This window comes from Oxalobacteraceae bacterium OTU3CAMAD1, assembly GCA_024123915.1.
In the GTDB taxonomy this organism is placed as follows: domain Bacteria; phylum Pseudomonadota; class Gammaproteobacteria; order Burkholderiales; family Burkholderiaceae_D; genus Rugamonas.
Window position 1 is genome coordinate 449,330 of record CP099650.1, and the last position, 16,481, is coordinate 465,810.

Sequence of the window (16,481 nt, forward strand, 5' to 3'; positions counted from 1 at the left end):
AAAGACTTTATAATCGGTGCTTGATCCCTTCGCTTTTACCCAATTCCATCATGTTATTTCCAACTAATTTCGACGTCATCGTCGTCGGCGGTGGTCACGCCGGTACCGAGGCGGCCCTCGCTTCCGCCCGAATGGGGCAGAAGACTTTGCTCTTGACGCACAACATAGAGACCCTGGGCCAGATGTCGTGCAACCCTTCCATCGGCGGTATCGGCAAAGGCCATCTGGTCAAGGAAGTCGATGCCATGGGCGGCGCCATGGCGATCGCCACCGATGAATCGGGCATCCAGTTCCGTATCCTGAACTCGTCCAAAGGCCCGGCGGTACGCGCCACGCGTGCCCAGGCCGACCGTATTTTGTACAAGGCCGCCATCCGTTCGCGCCTGGAAAACCAGCCCAACCTGTGGCTGTTCCAGCAGGCCGTGGACGACTTGATGGTGGAGGGCGACCGCGTGGTCGGCGCCGTCACGCAGATCGGCCTGAAGTTCCTGGCGCCGGCCGTCGTGCTGACGGCCGGTACCTTCCTCGACGGGAAGATCCACGTGGGCCTCCAGAACTACTCAGCGGGCCGTGCAGGCGATCCGCCAGCGATCTCGTTGTCTGCCCGCCTGAAGGAATTAAAGCTGCCACAGGGCCGTTTAAAGACCGGCACGCCGCCTCGCATCGACGGCCGCAGCATCGACTTTTCGCTGATGACCGAGCAGCCGGGCGACCTCGACCCGGTGCCGGTGTTCTCGGTGATGGGCAACGCCGCCATGCATCCGGCGCAAATGCCGTGCTGGGTCACGCATACCAACAATAAGACCCACGACATCATCCGTGCCGGGTTGGACCGCAGCCCGATGTACACCGGCGTCATCGAAGGGGTCGGCCCGCGCTATTGCCCGTCGATCGAAGACAAGATCCACCGCTTCTCGGCCAAGGAATCGCACCAGATTTTCTTGGAACCGGAAGGCCTGACGACCAACGAATTCTATCCAAACGGCATCTCGACCAGCCTGCCTTTCGATGTCCAGATCGAGCTGGTGCGGTCGATGAAGGGCATGGAAAACGCCCACATCCTGCGTCCCGGCTACGCCATCGAGTACGATTATTTCGACCCGCGCGGCCTCAAGGCATCGCTGGAAACCAAGGCTGTCAGCGGCCTGTACTTCGCCGGCCAGATCAACGGCACCACCGGCTACGAGGAAGCGGCGGCGCAGGGCATGCTCGCCGGCCTCAACGCGGCGCTGCAAACCCAGGGCAAGGAAGCCTGGACGCCGGCCCGTTCCGAGGCGTATCTGGGCGTGCTGGTCGACGATCTGGTCACGCAAGGCGTGCTGGAACCGTACCGCATGTTCACCAGCCGCGCGGAGTATCGCCTTAGCCTGCGCGAGGATAACGCGGACATGCGCCTGACCGAAATCGGCCGCAAACTGGGCTGCGTCGGCGACGCGCAGTGGGAAGCGTTCGAGAAAAAACGCGAAGCGGTGGCGCTGGAACTGGAGCGTCTGCGTTCCACGTGGGTGAATCCACGCATCCTGGAAGCGGCGGAATCCGAACGCGTTATCGGCCAGGCGATCGAGCGCGAGTACTCGCTGGCGGACCTGCTGCGCCGTCCCGGCGTCGAGTACGAGAAGCTGATGAGCCTGTCCGGCATCGACGGCCGCGAGCTCGCCGGACCCGGCGTGAGCGACGACGCGGTACGCGAACAGGTCGAAATCCAGCTCAAATATTCGGGCTATATCGACCGCCAGACCAAGGAAGTGGAGCGCCACGAGCACTACGAAAACCTGAAATTGCCGGAAGGTTTCAGCTATCTGGACATCACCGCGCTGTCGGTGGAAGTGCGCCAGAAGCTGCACGCGCAGCGTCCCGAGACCCTGGGCCAGGCGTCGCGCATCTCCGGTGTGACGCCGGCGGCGATCTCGCTGCTGTTGGTGCACCTGAAAAAGGCCGGTTTCGGCGGCTATCTGAATGACAAAAATGCGCAGAAAGACGAGGCAGTTCAATGAAGGTGTTTGACCGTGTAGTTGTCGCGGATGTTTTAAAACAGGGCATCAAGGATCTGAAGCTGGACCTGGCGGACGATCAAGTGGAAAAGCTGCTGGACTATCTGGCGCTGCTGAACAAGTGGAATTCGGTCTACAACCTGACGTCGGTGCGCGATCCGATGCAGATGGTGACCTTGCATTTGCTCGATTCGCTGGCCGCCGTATCGGCGTTCGCGGGCGCGAAAAACGTGCTGGATGTGGGTGCGGGCGGTGGTTTGCCGGGCATGGTGCTGGCGATCAGCCGTCCGGATATGAAGGTGTCGATGATCGATACGGTGCACAAGAAGACCGCGTTTTTGAACCAGGTGAAGGCGGAGCTGGGCCTGTCCAACGTGACGGTGTACACCAAGCGCGTGGAGCAGCTGGAAGTGAAGACGAAGTTCGACGTCATCACCTCGCGCGCCTTTGCGGACCTGTCGGACTTCGTCAACTGGTCGGGCCATCTGCTGCAAGAGGGCGGGCGATTCATAGCCCTTAAAGGGACGGCTCCAGAGGAAGAAAGAGAGCGGCTTCCGGAGCCATGGAAAGTGCAGAAATTAGAGCCTTTAACGGTGCCCGGACTGGAGGCGGAACGCCATCTGGTGTTCATCGAGGCGGAAACCATATAAACAGTTTATATCGTATAAATCGTTTATACCGTATAAACAGTATAAATCGTTTATATAGTTTAAACAGTATAAACAATTAACTGAAAACGAGACCTCGGCGTCCGGAACCCAAAAGAGATCGATAAGAACTACATGGCAAAAATTTTCTGCGTAGCGAATCAAAAAGGTGGAGTTGGTAAAACAACAACAACCGTCAACCTGGCCGCCGGCCTGGCAAAACTGAACCAGCGCGTGCTGCTGGTGGACCTGGACCCGCAAGGCAACGCGACGATGGGCGCGGGCATCAACAAGGCGGGCCTGCCCGCGTCGACCTATGAGGTCATGCTGGGCGAGTCCGACGTCGCCACCGCGCGCCAGCGTTCGGAGCCGGGCAAGTTCGACGTGCTGCCGTCCAACCGCGAGCTGGCGGGTGCGGAAGTGGAGATGGTCTCGCTGGACAACCGCGAACGCCGCCTGAAGGATGCGCTGACGGCCGTCGACAAGGAATACGACTTCATCCTGATCGACTGCCCGCCGGCGTTGTCCATGCTGACCCTGAACGGCCTGTGCGCCGCGCATGGCGTCATCATCCCGATGCAGTGCGAGTACTACGCACTGGAAGGCTTGTCCGACCTGGTCAACACCATCAAGAAGGTGCACGCCAACCTGAATCCGGACCTGAAGATCATCGGCCTGCTGCGCGTGATGTTCGATCCGCGCATGACGCTGTCGCAGCAGGTGTCGGCGCAGCTCGAGCAGCACTTCGGCGACAAGGTCTTCAAAACCATCATCCCGCGCAACGTGCGTCTGGCCGAAGCGCCATCGTATGGTTTGCCTGGCGTCACGTTCGATCCATCCTCCAAGGGTGCGCAGGCGTATATCGCCTTCGGCGCCGAGATGGTCGCGCGCATTAAAAAAATGTAACGTAAAGAGTCCAACATCATGGCAACCAAAAAACTCAAGGGCCTCGGTCGCGGCCTCGAAGCGCTGCTCGGCGGCGACGTCGATCTGACCACGGCGGACGCCAACACGCCGTCCGTATTGAACGTCACGCAAATGCAGGCGGGTAAATATCAACCGCGTACCCGCATGGACGAGGGCGGCCTGCAGGAACTGGCCGCGTCGATCAAGAGCCAGGGCATCATGCAGCCGATCCTGGTGCGCCCGGTCGGCACCAATAAAGCGACCGGCGAGATCAAGTACGAGATCATCGCCGGCGAACGCCGTTTCCGCGCCGCGCAAATCGCCGGTTTGGAGACGCTCCCCGTTTTGGTGCGCGACGTGGACGACCAGGCCGCCGCCGCGATGGCGCTGATCGAGAACATGCAGCGCGAGGATTTGAATCCGCTGGAAGAGGCGCAGGGCATCCATCGCCTGATCACCGATTTCAGTTTCACGCACGAGCAGGCGGCCGGCGCCGTCGGCCGTTCGCGCAGCGCGGTGTCGAATCTGTTGCGCCTGATGAATCTGGCGTCGGCGGTGCAAACCATGCTGATGGCCGGCGATATCGACATGGGCCACGCTCGCGCGCTGTTGGCGGTCGACGCGGCCACGCAGATCAATCTTGCCAACATGGTCATCGCCAAACGCCTGTCGGTGCGCGAGACCGAAAAATTAGTGACCAAGACCTTGGAAGAACAGAAGGCGTCTCCAACTGAGGCGCGGCAGAAGGAAAAGTCCGGCGACATCGTGCGTCTGGAGGAAGAGCTGTCCGACAAGCTGGCGACGCCGGTGGTATTCAAGATGGGCACCAAGGGACGCGGCCAGATGATCATCGATTTCGCCGACTTGGATATTTTGGATGGCGTTTTGGCAAGACTGCGGGCGTAACCCGGCAGTGCGGGGTCGGACCCACTGGGTCCGACCCCAAAAGGCGAAGCCGCCGGGTTTAGCGATTTTTGCTCACAAATCAACAAAACGCCAAACATCGAACTGGTTCCAAAGTGGTGCAAAGCGTTTGGAAATGTTTATAAAAGCGTCTCTTTCGCGCACAAAATGCTCTGCTGCGGTGCAGCAATGTTTGACGTGATACAGTAAAGACACATATAATCACGCGTCTTTGGGTTTTATCGGCTTTTTTTGGAGCTCGGCAGTGAGTAAATCAACGAGTCATTCCAAGCCGATGTTTAAAGTCGTCGCCCTCCAGTTGGCTATCGTCACTGGATTCGCCTTGCTCGCCTGGAACTGGGGTGGAGTACTCAAAGCTTGGTCGGCCGCCTATGGCGGAGCAATCGCAGTCATCGGGAGTCTGATGTACGCGATGATTGTTGCGGGCGGAACAAATGACCCCAAAAAAGTTTTCCGGTCGCATGTATGGGCTGAAGTAACGAAAATATTTATCACGGTAGTGCTGTTTGTTGTGGCACTGGCGCTGTTTCAGTCGGCCTCTTGGTTATGGCTGATCTTGGGTTTCGCGGTGGCAACCTTGGCATATTGGTTCTCACTGCTAGCAATTTAATCACCAAAATCTAAACTTTTATGACCACAGAAAACGCTGCAGGGGCGCACGAACAAGCCGCGCCGACCTCAATTGAGTATATCCAGCATCACCTGACCCACCTGAAAAGTGCCGATGGCATGTACAACCTGGACACGTTCTGGGTTTCGGCCATTCTGGGACTGATTTTCCTGGGCGTGTTTTACATGGCGTCGCGTAAAGCGACCGCCGGCGTCCCGGGCAAGCTGCAAAACTTCGTCGAAGCCGTCATGGAGCTGGTCAACGAAGTGGTCAATTCGGCCTTCCACGCCAAGAGCAAGGTCATCGCCCCGCTGGCGATCACCATTTTCTGCTGGGTTTGGCTGATGAACGCGATGGACTTCCTGCCGGTCGACCTGCTGCCTAAGCTGCTGGGCTACGCTGGCGTCCACTACCTGCGCGTCGTGCCTACCGCCGACGTCAACCACACTTTCGGCATGTCGTTCGGCGTCATGCTGTGCATTATTGGTTTCTCGATCAAAGCCAAGGGTCTGGGCGGCTGGGGTAAAGAGTTGCTGACCGCCCCGTTCCATGCGCATGGCTTCATGGCCATCGTGCTGGCGCCGGTCAACTTCATCTTCCAGATGATCGAGTTGCTGGCCAAGCCACTGTCGCTGTCGCTGCGACTCTTCGGCAATATGTACGCCGGCGAGCTGCTGTTCATTCTGATCGCTCTGCTGCCATGGTGGGCGCAGTGGCTGCTGGGTGGTCCTTGGGTTATCTTCCACATCCTGGTGGTGACCCTGCAAGCGTTTGTGTTTATGGCGTTGACTGTTGTTTACCTCAGCCTTGCGGTCGAGAAGCACTAATCAACAAATAGTTTTTCACTTTTTTAGTATCTGTAGTCTTTTTTAAAATCTTAGGAGAAATTTCAATGCAAGCTCTGATCGCACAAGTACAAAGCATGACCGTTCTGGCCGCAGCAATCATCATCGGTCTGGCCGCTATCGGCACCGCACTCGGTTTCGCAATTCTGGGCGGCAAATTCCTGGAAGCTTCGGCCCGTCAACCAGAACTGATGCCACAACTGCAAACCAAGCTGTTCGTTATCGCTGGTCTGCTGGATGCGATCTCGATGATCGGCGTCGGCGTTGCCCTGCTGTACACCTTCAGCAACCCGTTCCTGGCTGCCGTTATCTCCGCTGCTCAGTAATCCGCTCCACCCTAGGAGAAACTTTTAGTTAGGAGCAAAGGTATGGACATCAATATGTCTCTCATCGGCCAGATGATCACCTTCGCGGTGTTGGTCTGGGTATCGATGAAGTTCGTATTTCCATCGCTGAACGCAGCGTTGGATGAGCGTGCCAAGCGTATCGCTGATGGTCTGGCTGCGGCCGACCAGGGCCAGGCTGCGATGGTTGTCGCTGAAAAGCGCGCCGCCGAAGCACTGACCAGTGCACGCGAAGAAGCTTCGCAACGTGTTGCCGACGCCGAAAAGCGCGCGCAACTGGTGGCTGAAGAAATCAAAGCGAATGCACAAGCCGAAGCGGACCGCATCATTGCGCAAGCCAAGGCAGATGCCGATCAGCAACTGGCCAAGGCGCGCGACACGCTGCGCGCTCAGGTGGCTGACCTGGCTGTGAAGGGCGCCGAGCAAATCTTGAAGCGCGAAGTCAACGCCTCGGCTCACGCCGATCTGTTGTCGCGCCTGTCTGTCGAGCTGTAATCATGGCAGAAAACGCAACCGTCGCCCGTCCCTACGCGGAAGCTTTGTTCCGCGTAGCCCAAGCAGGTAAGGAATCGTTCAGCCTCGCGGCGTGGTCCGATCTAGTGGCCGAACTGGCCCAGATCGGTGCCCACCCCGAGGTGCAAGCATTCGCCCGCAACCCGAAGACCTCGGCAAGCGACGTGAGCGCCGCCATTACGGCCCTGGTGAAGTCGCCGCTGAACACGGAAGCGAAAAACTTCCTGGCGATGCTGGTCGACAACGGCCGTATCAGTCTGCTGCCGGAAATCGGCACGCAATTCCAGGCGTTGAAAAACGCCACGGAAGGTGCGGCGGACGCCGAGATCACCAGCGCCTTCGAACTGAGCGCCGCTCAGGTCGGTGACCTGGTCGCGACACTGGAAAAGAAATTCGGCCGCAAGCTGAACCCGGTCGTGACCGTGGATCCGGCGTTGATCGGTGGCGTGCGCGTGGTGGTTGGCGATGAAGTGCTGGACACTTCGGTCCGCGCCAAGCTGTCGCAAATGCGTGTGGCACTGGCCGCCTAAGGCGCAAGCCTGGGACCCGCTTAGAACAGATTCTTCCCCTCGCGCAAGCTGAGAGAAACACTTTTAGGAGTTAGTATGCAACTCAACCCATCTGAAATCAGCGAGCTGATCAAGAGCCGTATCCAAGGCCTTGATGGCGGCGCTGAAGTACGCAACCAAGGCACGGTTATTTCCGTCGCCGACGGTATCGTCCGCATCCACGGCCTGTCGGAAGTGATGCAGGGCGAAATGCTGGAATTCCCAGGTAACACCTTCGGTCTGGCGATGAACCTGGAGCGTGACTCCGTTGGCGCCGTGATTCTGGGTGCTTACGAGCACATCTCCGAAGGTGACACGGTCAAGTGCACCGGCCGCATTCTGGAAGTGCCGGTCGGTCCTGAACTGCGCGGCCGTGTGGTCAATGCGCTGGGCCAGCCGATCGACGGCAAGGGCGCCATCGAAGCCAAGCTGACCTCGCCGATCGAAAAGATCGCACCGGGCGTTATCGCCCGTGAGTCCGTTTCGCAGCCTATGCAGACCGGTCTGAAGTCGATCGACGCGATGGTACCGATTGGCCGTGGCCAGCGCGAGCTGATCATTGGCGACCGTCAAACCGGTAAATCGGCCGTGGCCGTTGATGCGATCATCAACCAAAAAGGCCAGGGCGTAACGTGTATCTACGTCGCCATCGGTCAAAAAGCCTCGACCATCAAAAACATCGTTCGCTCGCTGGAAACGCACGGCGCGCTCGAGTACACCATCGTGGTCGCAGCGACCGCGTCGGAATCGGCCGCTATGCAATACATCTCGGCCTACTCGGGCTGCACGATGGGCGAATACTTCCGCGACCGCGGCGAAGACGCACTGATCGTCTACGATGACTTGTCGAAGCAAGCTGTTGCCTACCGTCAGATCTCCCTGCTGCTGCGCCGCCCACCAGGCCGCGAAGCTTACCCAGGCGACGTGTTCTACCTCCACTCGCGTCTGCTGGAACGCGCAGCCCGCGTGAACGCCGACTACGTGTCCGCCTTCACCAACGGCGCCGTCACCGGCAAGACCGGTTCGCTGACCGCACTGCCGATCATCGAAACCCAGGCTGGCGACGTTTCGGCGTTCGTTCCAACCAACGTGATTTCGATCACCGACGGTCAGATCTTCCTGGAAACTTCGCTGTTCAACTCGGGCATCCGTCCTGCGATTAACGCCGGTATTTCGGTGTCGCGCGTCGGTGGCGCCGCTCAGACCAAGGTCATCAAAAACCTGTCCGGCGGTATCCGTACCGACTTGGCGCAGTACCGTGAGCTGGCCGCGTTCGCGCAGTTCGCCTCGGACCTGGACGAATCGACCCGCAAACAGCTGGACCGTGGCGCGCGCGTCACCGAACTGCTGAAGCAAGCCCAGTACTCGCCACTGTCGATCTCGCTGATGGCCGCTTCGCTGTTCGCAGTGAACAAGGGCTACCTGGATGACGTGCCAGTCAAGAAGGTACTGTCGTTCGAAGCCGGTCTGCACGCCTACCTGAAGACTAAGCAAGCTGATCTGCTGTCGAAGATTGAATCGTCGAAGCAACTGGACAAAGACGGCGAAGCAACGCTGTCGGCCGCTGTTGCCGACTTCAAGAAATCCGGCGCATTTTAAGCGGCACGGGCGGTCCAGCTTAGGCTGAGACCGCCTTCAGCGCAGAAGGAGTAAGGACTCATGGCAGCAGGCAAAGAGATACGAGGCAAGATCAAGAGCGTAGAGAATACGAAGAAGATCACCAAGGCGATGGAAATGGTTGCCGCATCGAAAATGCGCAAAGCGCAGGACCGTATGCGCGCCGCCCGTCCCTACAGTGAGAAGATTCGCAATATCGCCGCTAATCTGGCTACCGCTAATCCGGAATACACGCACCCGTTCCTGGCAACAGAGCAACAGGACACGGCCAAGAAGGTTGGTTTCATCATCGTCACCACGGACAAAGGTCTGTGCGGCGGTATGAACACCAACATCTTGCGCATGGTGACGTCGAAAACCCGTGAGCTGGAAACAGCCGGCAACAAAATTGCCGCGGTGGCCATCGGTAACAAAGGGTTGGGGTTTTTGAATCGCGTAGGCGTTCCTGTCGTTGCGCAAGTAACGCAGATCGGCGATACGCCGCACCTGGAAAAACTGATCGGACCGGTCAAGGTCATGCTCGAGAAATTCCAGAACGGTGAGGTCGACGCAGTCTATCTGTGCTACACCAAGTTTATCAACACGATGAAGCAAGAGCCGGTGGTGGAGCAGTTGCTGCCATTGCCAGCCGCTAAGATGCAAGCCGACGCGGGTAATCACAACTGGGATTACATCTACGAGCCGGACGCAGCAAGCGTGATCGATGAACTTCTGGAGCGCTATATTGAAGCGCTGGTGTACCAGTCGGTGGCGGAAAACCTGGCGTCCGAGCAATCGGCGCGTATGGTGGCGATGAAGTCGGCAAGCGATAACGCCGGCAGTGTGATCGGCGAATTGAAGCTGATCTACAACAAGACCCGCCAAGCTGCGATTACCAAAGAACTCTCCGAAATCGTCGCCGGTGCGGCTGCGGTTTAAACGAATTAAACTATATAGAAGGAACGAACATGGCTGATGGCAAAATCGTTCAGTGTATCGGCGCTGTGGTGGACGTTGAGTTTCCCCGCAACGCGATGCCTAAGGTATTCGATGCCTTGAAAATGGAAGGCTCCGAGCTGACCCTGGAAGTACAACAACAGCTGGGCGACGGCGTGGTCCGTACCATTGCTCTGGGTTCGTCCGACGGCCTGCGCCGCGGCATGATGATCCAGAACACCGGCAAGCCGATCATGGTGCCAGTGGGCAAAGCGACCCTGGGTCGCATCATGGACGTGCTGGGCAACCCGATCGACGAATGCGGCCCGGTCGCTCACGACCAGATCGCTTCGATCCACCGCACCCCTCCTGCATACGACGAACTGTCGCCATCGCAGGACCTGCTGGAAACCGGCATCAAGGTTATTGACCTGGTTTGCCCGTTCGCCAAAGGCGGTAAGGTCGGTCTGTTCGGTGGCGCCGGCGTCGGCAAGACCGTGAACATGATGGAACTGATCAACAACATCGCTAAAGCGCACTCGGGTTTGTCCGTGTTCGCCGGTGTGGGTGAGCGTACCCGCGAAGGTAACGACTTCTACCACGAGATGGCCGATGCCAAAGTGGTCGATCTGGAAAACCCAGAGAACTCCAAAGTGGCGATGGTTTACGGTCAGATGAACGAACCACCAGGCAACCGTCTGCGCGTCGCGCTGACCGGCCTGACCATGGCTGAAGCGTTCCGTGATGAAGGCAAGGACGTTCTGTTCTTCGTCGACAACATCTACCGCTTCACGCTGGCCGGTACCGAAGTATCCGCACTGCTGGGCCGTATGCCTTCCGCAGTGGGTTACCAGCCTACCCTGGCCGAAGAGATGGGCCGTCTGCAAGAGCGCATCACCTCGACCAAGACCGGTTCGATCACCTCGATCCAGGCCGTGTACGTTCCAGCGGATGACTTGACCGACCCGTCGCCAGCGACCACCTTCGGTCACCTGGATTCGACCGTCGTTCTGTCGCGTGACATCGCCTCGCTGGGTATCTACCCTGCGGTCGATCCACTGGACTCGACCTCGCGCCAGCTGGACCCGCTGGTCGTCGGTCAAGAGCACTACGACACCGCGCGCGCTGTTCAGGGCACCCTGCAGCGCTACAAGGAACTGCGTGACATTATCGCGATTCTGGGTATGGACGAACTGGCGCCGGAAGACAAACTGCTGGTCGCCCGTGCACGTAAGATGCAGCGTTTCCTGTCGCAGCCGTTCCACGTTGCTGAAGTGTTTACCGGCGCGCCTGGTAAATACGTCTCGCTGAAGGACACGATCAAGGGCTTCAAAATGATCGCTTCGGGCGAGCTCGATCACCTGCCGGAACAAGCGTTCTACATGGTCGGCACGATCGAAGAAGCAATCGAAAAAGCCAAGAAACTCAACTAATCGTTGAGCGCGGTCCCGCCCAGGCGGGGCCGCAGCTAACCCGACAGGACACACATGGCAAATACTATTCACGTTGACGTGGTTTCCGCCGAGGAGTTGATCTACTCCGGCGAAGCCGAATTCGTCGCGTTGCCGGGCGAACAGGGCGAGCTGGGGATCTATCCCAAGCACACGCCTTTGATCACCCGCATCCGTCCGGGCGCGGTCCGCATCCAGGTACCAGGTCAAGCTGAGGAAGAATTTGTCTTCGTCGCCGGCGGCCTGCTGGAAGTGCAGCCGGGCGCCGTGACGGTGCTGGCCGACACCGCGATTCGCGGCAAGGATCTGGACGAAGTCAAAGCGGCAGCGGCCAAGAAACGTGCCGAAGAAGCGCTGGCGAACAACACCTCCGGTATCGACTACGCGAAAGCGCAAGCCGAACTGGCGGCAGCGATCGGCCAACTGGCCGCGATCGCCAAACTGCGCGCCAAGCACTAAGCAACGCACACGCAGCACAGCAAAAAAGGCAGCCTCGGCTGCCTTTTTTTATGGCACTAGTGCTTCTTGAGTTCGGTTCGCGACGGCGACCAATGCTTCGGGATGGTTGAGGGCGATGGCAATCAGGGTGCGTATGGCGCCGTCCGGTTGTTGACGCTCTTGTTCCATCTCCGTGAGCTCACCTGGGGTGATTCCCAACAAAACCGAGAATTGTTCCCGTGTGAGACCGGTATTTTCACGGGCCGCAATCAGCGGTGAGTACACGACCCGCCCCAGACCCGCTTTCATTTCCTTGCCCGCCTGTAGCAGCTCGGCGCCCAAGTCACGGGTCGCTTCGAATACTTCCAGCTCTTCGTCGCTGAGAGGCAATTTTCTATTCGTAGACACGGCGAATTTCCTTAAGTATCGCACTCGATAGATTTGCGGTATCGGCTTTTGCGTACAATGTCAGCAAGACAATTTCGCCGGCCGCTGAGCGCGTGAAATAAATAACTCTGACACCGCCAGACTTGCCTGATCCCATCCGTCTCCAACGCACCTTGCGCACGCCACCGGTAGCTGGCACCACTGTTCCTGCGTTGGGATGAGCCGCGATGAATGATGCGAAATCTCCCCGCTCCTCCTCGCTCCAGTAGAGAGGCCAGCGGCTTTGGAACATCGGCGTTTCGACGACGGTAAACATCGAACGACTGTATCTTCAAGAAGTATAGTCGTTTTAGGGCGGTATCAAAGATCCACCATCTTTCGCGCGTGATGCATTTGCTTGCGGCAGCATGCTTTGGATGCTATATTCGTTAACACGTTAACTATCTCCAGCCATCGTGGACAGCGAAAATATCATCATTAACGTGCCTGATGCGGGCACGATCTCCGGAACCCACTGGCCGGCTGACAATCCACGCGCGCTGGTGCTGCTGCATCCGGCCACCGGCGTGCCGCAGGGCTACTACCAAAGTTTCGCCCGCTATCTGGCTAGCCTGGGGTTGAGCGTGCTCACCTACGACTATCGCGGCATCGGCCGCTCGCGTCCGGCCTCCTTGCGCGGTTATGACGTCAGCATGTCGGACTGGATCGATCACGACGTCCCGACCGTCACGGCGTGGGCACAAGGGCGGTTTCCGCAGTTGCCGCTGCTGGCCATCGGCCACAGCATCGGCGGCCATGCGATCGCCTTGTCGCCGTCGAGCGGAGCGCTGCGCGCGGCGGTGATGCTGGCGTCGCACGCCGGCGCCTCGCATACCATCAAGGGCTGGGCCGAGCGTCAACGCGTGCGTTTCATCATGCGCGTGCTGGCACCGATATTGGTTGCGGTGAAAGGCTATATGCCCAACAAGCGCCTGGGCTTCGGCGAAGACTTGCCCGGGACCGCGATGACGCAATGGCGCCGATGGACCACCTTGCCGCGCTACTTCTTCGACGATCCGGCGATGGCGGCCGAATCGCGCATGGCGCAACTGCGCATCCCGTTGCTGGTGGTCAGCTTTGAGGACGACCCATGGGCCAACGCCCGCGCCGTCCAGATGCTGATATCTCCGCTGAAAAACGCGCAAATGGAGCGCTGGCACCTCAATCCGCGCGTAGCAGGCATGCCGCCGGTCGGCCACATGGGTTTCTTTAAAAAACGCTTCGAGCAAGAGTTGTGGGGCAAGGTGGCGACGTGGCTGATGGCGGCGGTGCCCAAATGAGCGCGCCGCCGAAGCCGCCGCGCCTGGTCTTCCTGCTGAACCGAGCCCAGCGCGCGATCCAGAAATGGATTGAAGGCAGTCCCGATTCCTGGGAGGGGATTTCCTCGGCGCAGGTGGGGCTGTTGTTCCTGCTGACGTCGAAAGACGAGGCCTCGGTCGGCGAAATCGCCGAAGCCTTGCGGGTGGCCCCGGCGGCGGTCACCAACCTGTCCAAGCGTATGCAAGGTGCCGGCCTGATCGAACGCGTCGCCGATGCCGCCGATGGCCGCCTGACGCGCTTGCGTTTGACTGCGGCCGGTAAAGCCGCCAGCACCCAGTCGAGTTTGGTTTTACAAGGCTTGAATAGCCAATTGACTGCCGGATTCTCGCAGGAAGAGTTGGCCGTCGTTGCCCGCTGGCTGGATCACGCCGCGAAACTGCCCGGGGACGACGCGCCGGGCGTTTGAGGACTCAGGCCGCCGGTGCAGCGAGCCTTATCAGCGATCGCGCGGAAAGCGCACGGTGAACACGGTGCCGTCGGTCTCGCTCGACGCCACGCTGATCGTGCCGTCGTGCGCGGCGGTGATTTCCTGCGCGATGAACAAGCCCAGACCCAGACTGGTCTTGGGACGCGCATCGGGTCCGCCGGCCGGCTCCAGCTGCACCAGCGGCTGGAAGATGGTCTGCAGCGATTCGGCAGGGATCACCGGCCCGATGTTGGCCACCTTCAACGTGATGGCATCGGCGTCGCCGTGCGCGGACAAGGTCACCGGCGTGCCCTTGTCGCTGTGCTGCGCGGCGTTGATCAACAGATTGGTGACCAGCTGCAGCAGGCGAATATCGTCGAACTCGCCATGCAGGTCGCCCTCCGTGTGGAAGACGATGTCGGCGTTTGGAAACATGGCCTGCGCGTCGGCCACGGCCGTCTTGCAGACGTCGGCGGTCTGCAGCGGCGTGCGCGTGGTCGGCATGCCGGCAGCCATCTGAAGCCGGGCGAATCCCAACAGGTCCTTCACCATCGCGCTCATCAGCATGGCGCTGCGCTTGGTGCGTTCGGCCAACGTGGCGATTTGTTCCGGCGACGCGTCCTGCCGCGCGAGCAGCTCGCCAACCAGTGAGATGGTGGCCAGCGGCGCCCGCAGATCGTGGCCCAGCACGGCCAGGAACAGGTCCCGCGTGCGGTCGGCCCGCTCCGAATAGGTGACGATGGATTCGGCCAGCGCCTGGTCGATGGCCTCGTTGAAGCGCACCATGTCGTTGATGGTCTCGTCCGACATCTGCGTCACGCCCGGCAACCACAGCCGCAGCACCGTCGCCCGCAACGCCCGGAATTCCGAACTGAGCTGAAGCAGCGAGAAGTTGCTGGCGTGGCGCAGCCGTCCGTGGATGGCGGCGGCGCTTTCCTCGGGGCCCAGATCGATGTCCTCGCCCTGGGATTTGTCGTACTGCTGTTGATCGCTCTGATGCGTGTCGATATCGAGCGCGATCGCGGTCAGGATCTGTTGGGCGTGGTCGGTGAGCGCCAGCTTGGTCATTTCCCCTTCGGGTGGCGCGGTTTTCTCGGCGAAGGCGGTCCATTCGGCGAGGATCTCCGTCATGTTGTTGCGGATAAAGGCGGAGATGCTCATATCACTATTTGGCTTTCCAGAGTGGCGCGAGGCGCGTCTATCAATGACGCCCCTCGAAAATTTGGACGCGGCTGGGCCGCGTGGCTGTGACTAACTTTCAGTGTAACTGAATCCCGGCGTCCGGTATGTTCGCATCGGCGGCGCGCCGGGCTGGCACGTCGCCGTATCCTCAACCGCGCCGGGCTTTCGACCTCGCCTGGGCGGCGCGTTGCATGACCTTCCACTTGGCGACATCGGCGATGCGGTCCAGCGGCGTTTGCTGGCCGCGCCGCGCCTCGCGCAACAGCTTGTGATAGTTGCGCAGGCGGTCGGCGTCGATCGCCCCCTGCACGGCGCAACCCGTTTCGCCGCTGTGCCGGCAATCGCGGAACTGGCAATCGGCCGCCAAAGCGTCGATGTCCCCGAACGCCGCCGCCAAGCCGGCTTCATCGGTGTCGGGTTGCCAGCTGCGCAGCCCGGGCGTGTCGATGATGCAGGCGCCGCCGGCGCACTGGTGCAGCGAACGCGAGGTGGTCGTATGGCGGCCACGCCCGTCGCCCTTGCGCACACCACCGGTCGACTGGCCCGCTTGCGCGAGGGTGTTGGTCAAGGTCGATTTGCCGGCGCCGGAGGTGCCCAGCATCACCAGCGTTTGTCCCGCCTCCAGCCAAGGCGCCAGCTGGCGCGCGGCATCGTCGCTGGTGCCGTCGATGGCCAGCAGCGGAATGTCGGCGGGCAGCCGCTGGCGCAATTGTTCCACGCGTTGCGCCACGTCGTCGCCGATGTCGGCCTTGCTTAGCACCACCACCGGCTGCACGCCGGCGCTCTGTACGATCGCAAGGTAGCGCTCCAGGCGGCGCGGGTTGAAGTCGTGGTCGAGTCCCATCACGAGCAGCGCCGTGTCGACGTTGCTGACCAGGCGGTGATGCCGGCCATCGTTGCCGCGCCGCGCGATGTGGGTGGTGGGCGGCACCAGCGCGCATAGCCAGCGCTCGTCATGGTCGCGCACCGTGCCGAGCACCCAGTCGCCGACGGCCAGGTGTTCGTCGTGCAGCGCCGGCAGCGCGCGGGCGCGAAATTCCTCGTGTCCGTCATGGACGGTGATCCAGTCGCGCTGGATTTCGGTGATGCGCGCCAGGCGCGTGTCGTCGGGATATTGGTGAAGTTGGGCCGCGATGGCGTGCGTCAAGCCGATGCGGCGCAGTAAGGCGAAGTCGATCTCTATCATGTGTGTGTTTTCCGGTAAGCGAGCAGAATCCTTCGCGCGAGCGCGACAGGAACGGATACGGGAAGTCAGCTGCGCGTTGCCGCGCGGATCAACACAATGACAGGGGAGTCCGGGGAATCAGGCAGCCGACAGGAGGGCAAGGTCAAAGGTGCGCATGAATTGTCTCCGGTGGGTGAAAAGGGGAATTAATTTTCTCATAACTCCGGGGTCGG

At 60.1% G+C, this 16,481-nt stretch carries 19 protein-coding genes; 15 read left to right on the top strand and 4 right to left on the bottom strand.

All coding sequences use genetic code 11. The annotated features are described in order from the left end of the window. Positions 1-50: 50 nt before the first annotated feature. The 13 genes from mnmG (at position 51) to NHH88_01860 (ending at position 11,770) form a co-directional block, all read left to right on the top strand. Positions 51-1,994 (top strand): tRNA uridine-5-carboxymethylaminomethyl(34) synthesis enzyme MnmG, encoded by a 1,944-nt coding sequence (gene mnmG, locus NHH88_01800; GenBank protein ID USX14558.1) that lies wholly within the window; start codon positions 51-53, stop codon positions 1,992-1,994. After that, on the top strand, positions 1,991-2,641 hold the full coding sequence (gene rsmG / locus NHH88_01805; GenBank protein ID USX14559.1) for a 16S rRNA (guanine(527)-N(7))-methyltransferase RsmG: 651 nt from the start codon (positions 1,991-1,993) through the stop codon (positions 2,639-2,641). The genes mnmG and rsmG overlap by 4 nt, the downstream gene beginning before the upstream one ends. A 132-nt stretch (positions 2,642-2,773) precedes the next feature. Then, on the top strand, positions 2,774-3,544 hold the full coding sequence (locus NHH88_01810) for an AAA family ATPase (GenBank protein ID USX14560.1): 771 nt from the start codon (positions 2,774-2,776) through the stop codon (positions 3,542-3,544). An 18-nt stretch (positions 3,545-3,562) separates the two neighbouring features. Beyond that, on the top strand, positions 3,563-4,450 hold the full coding sequence (locus NHH88_01815) for a ParB/RepB/Spo0J family partition protein (GenBank protein ID USX14561.1): 888 nt from the start codon (positions 3,563-3,565) through the stop codon (positions 4,448-4,450). 262 nt (positions 4,451-4,712) lie between these two features. Then, on the top strand, positions 4,713-5,078 hold the full coding sequence (locus NHH88_01820; GenBank protein USX14562.1) for an ATP synthase subunit I: 366 nt from the start codon (positions 4,713-4,715) through the stop codon (positions 5,076-5,078). Between the two features lie 20 nt (positions 5,079-5,098). Next, complete coding sequence (gene atpB, locus NHH88_01825; protein USX14563.1) at positions 5,099-5,905, top strand: F0F1 ATP synthase subunit A; 807 nt, start codon at positions 5,099-5,101, stop codon at positions 5,903-5,905. A 65-nt stretch (positions 5,906-5,970) separates the two neighbouring features. Then, on the top strand, positions 5,971-6,249 hold the full coding sequence (atpE, locus tag NHH88_01830) for a F0F1 ATP synthase subunit C (GenBank protein ID USX14564.1): 279 nt from the start codon (positions 5,971-5,973) through the stop codon (positions 6,247-6,249). A 42-nt stretch (positions 6,250-6,291) separates the two neighbouring features. Next, the gene (locus NHH88_01835) at positions 6,292-6,762 is read left to right on the top strand and encodes a F0F1 ATP synthase subunit B (protein USX14565.1); all 471 of its coding nucleotides are present in this window, start codon (positions 6,292-6,294) and stop codon (positions 6,760-6,762) included. Between the two features lie 2 nt (positions 6,763-6,764). After that, a complete protein-coding gene (locus NHH88_01840) occupies positions 6,765-7,310 on the top strand; it encodes a F0F1 ATP synthase subunit delta (GenBank protein USX14566.1) in 546 nt (181 codons plus the stop codon). Between the two features lie 75 nt (positions 7,311-7,385). Then, positions 7,386-8,927 (top strand): F0F1 ATP synthase subunit alpha, encoded by a 1,542-nt coding sequence (gene atpA / locus NHH88_01845; protein ID USX14567.1) that lies wholly within the window; start codon positions 7,386-7,388, stop codon positions 8,925-8,927. A gap of 60 nt (positions 8,928-8,987) precedes the next feature. Then, positions 8,988-9,863 (top strand): F0F1 ATP synthase subunit gamma, encoded by an 876-nt coding sequence (gene atpG / locus NHH88_01850; GenBank protein USX14568.1) that lies wholly within the window; start codon positions 8,988-8,990, stop codon positions 9,861-9,863. Between the two features lie 29 nt (positions 9,864-9,892). Further along, entirely contained in the window at positions 9,893-11,293 is a 1,401-nt protein-coding gene (gene atpD / locus NHH88_01855; protein ID USX14569.1) for a F0F1 ATP synthase subunit beta, read from the top strand. 54 nt (positions 11,294-11,347) lie between these two features. Then, positions 11,348-11,770, top strand: coding sequence for a F0F1 ATP synthase subunit epsilon (locus NHH88_01860; protein ID USX14570.1), 423 nt, complete (start codon positions 11,348-11,350; stop codon positions 11,768-11,770). Between the two features lie 48 nt (positions 11,771-11,818). Here NHH88_01860 and NHH88_01865 read toward each other — a convergent pair whose 3' ends face one another. Next, positions 11,819-12,157, bottom strand: a complete 339-nt coding sequence (locus tag NHH88_01865) for a helix-turn-helix domain-containing protein (GenBank protein ID USX14571.1) — start codon at positions 12,155-12,157, stop codon at positions 11,819-11,821. After that, positions 12,144-12,452 carry a type II toxin-antitoxin system RelE/ParE family toxin gene (locus NHH88_01870; GenBank protein USX14572.1) on the bottom strand — a complete coding sequence of 103 codons (309 nt, stop codon included), beginning with the start codon at positions 12,450-12,452 and terminating at the stop codon, positions 12,144-12,146. Before NHH88_01870 ends, NHH88_01865 begins: the two co-directional genes overlap by 14 nt. Positions 12,453-12,591: 139 nt before the next feature. Between NHH88_01870 and NHH88_01875 the strand changes: the two genes are divergently transcribed. Continuing rightward, positions 12,592-13,455 (top strand): alpha/beta fold hydrolase, encoded by an 864-nt coding sequence (locus NHH88_01875; GenBank protein USX14573.1) that lies wholly within the window; start codon positions 12,592-12,594, stop codon positions 13,453-13,455. Then, complete coding sequence (locus NHH88_01880) at positions 13,452-13,901, top strand: MarR family winged helix-turn-helix transcriptional regulator (protein USX14574.1); 450 nt, start codon at positions 13,452-13,454, stop codon at positions 13,899-13,901. The genes NHH88_01875 and NHH88_01880 overlap by 4 nt, the downstream gene beginning before the upstream one ends. Positions 13,902-13,931: 30 nt before the next feature. On the opposite strand, the gene NHH88_01885 is transcribed toward NHH88_01880, so the two are convergent. Further along, positions 13,932-15,062 (bottom strand): sensor histidine kinase, encoded by a 1,131-nt coding sequence (locus tag NHH88_01885; GenBank protein ID USX14575.1) that lies wholly within the window; start codon positions 15,060-15,062, stop codon positions 13,932-13,934. A gap of 169 nt (positions 15,063-15,231) precedes the next feature. Then, positions 15,232-16,269, bottom strand: coding sequence for a ribosome small subunit-dependent GTPase A (rsgA, locus tag NHH88_01890; protein USX14576.1), 1,038 nt, complete (start codon positions 16,267-16,269; stop codon positions 15,232-15,234). Between the last annotated feature and the right edge of the window lie 212 nt (positions 16,270-16,481).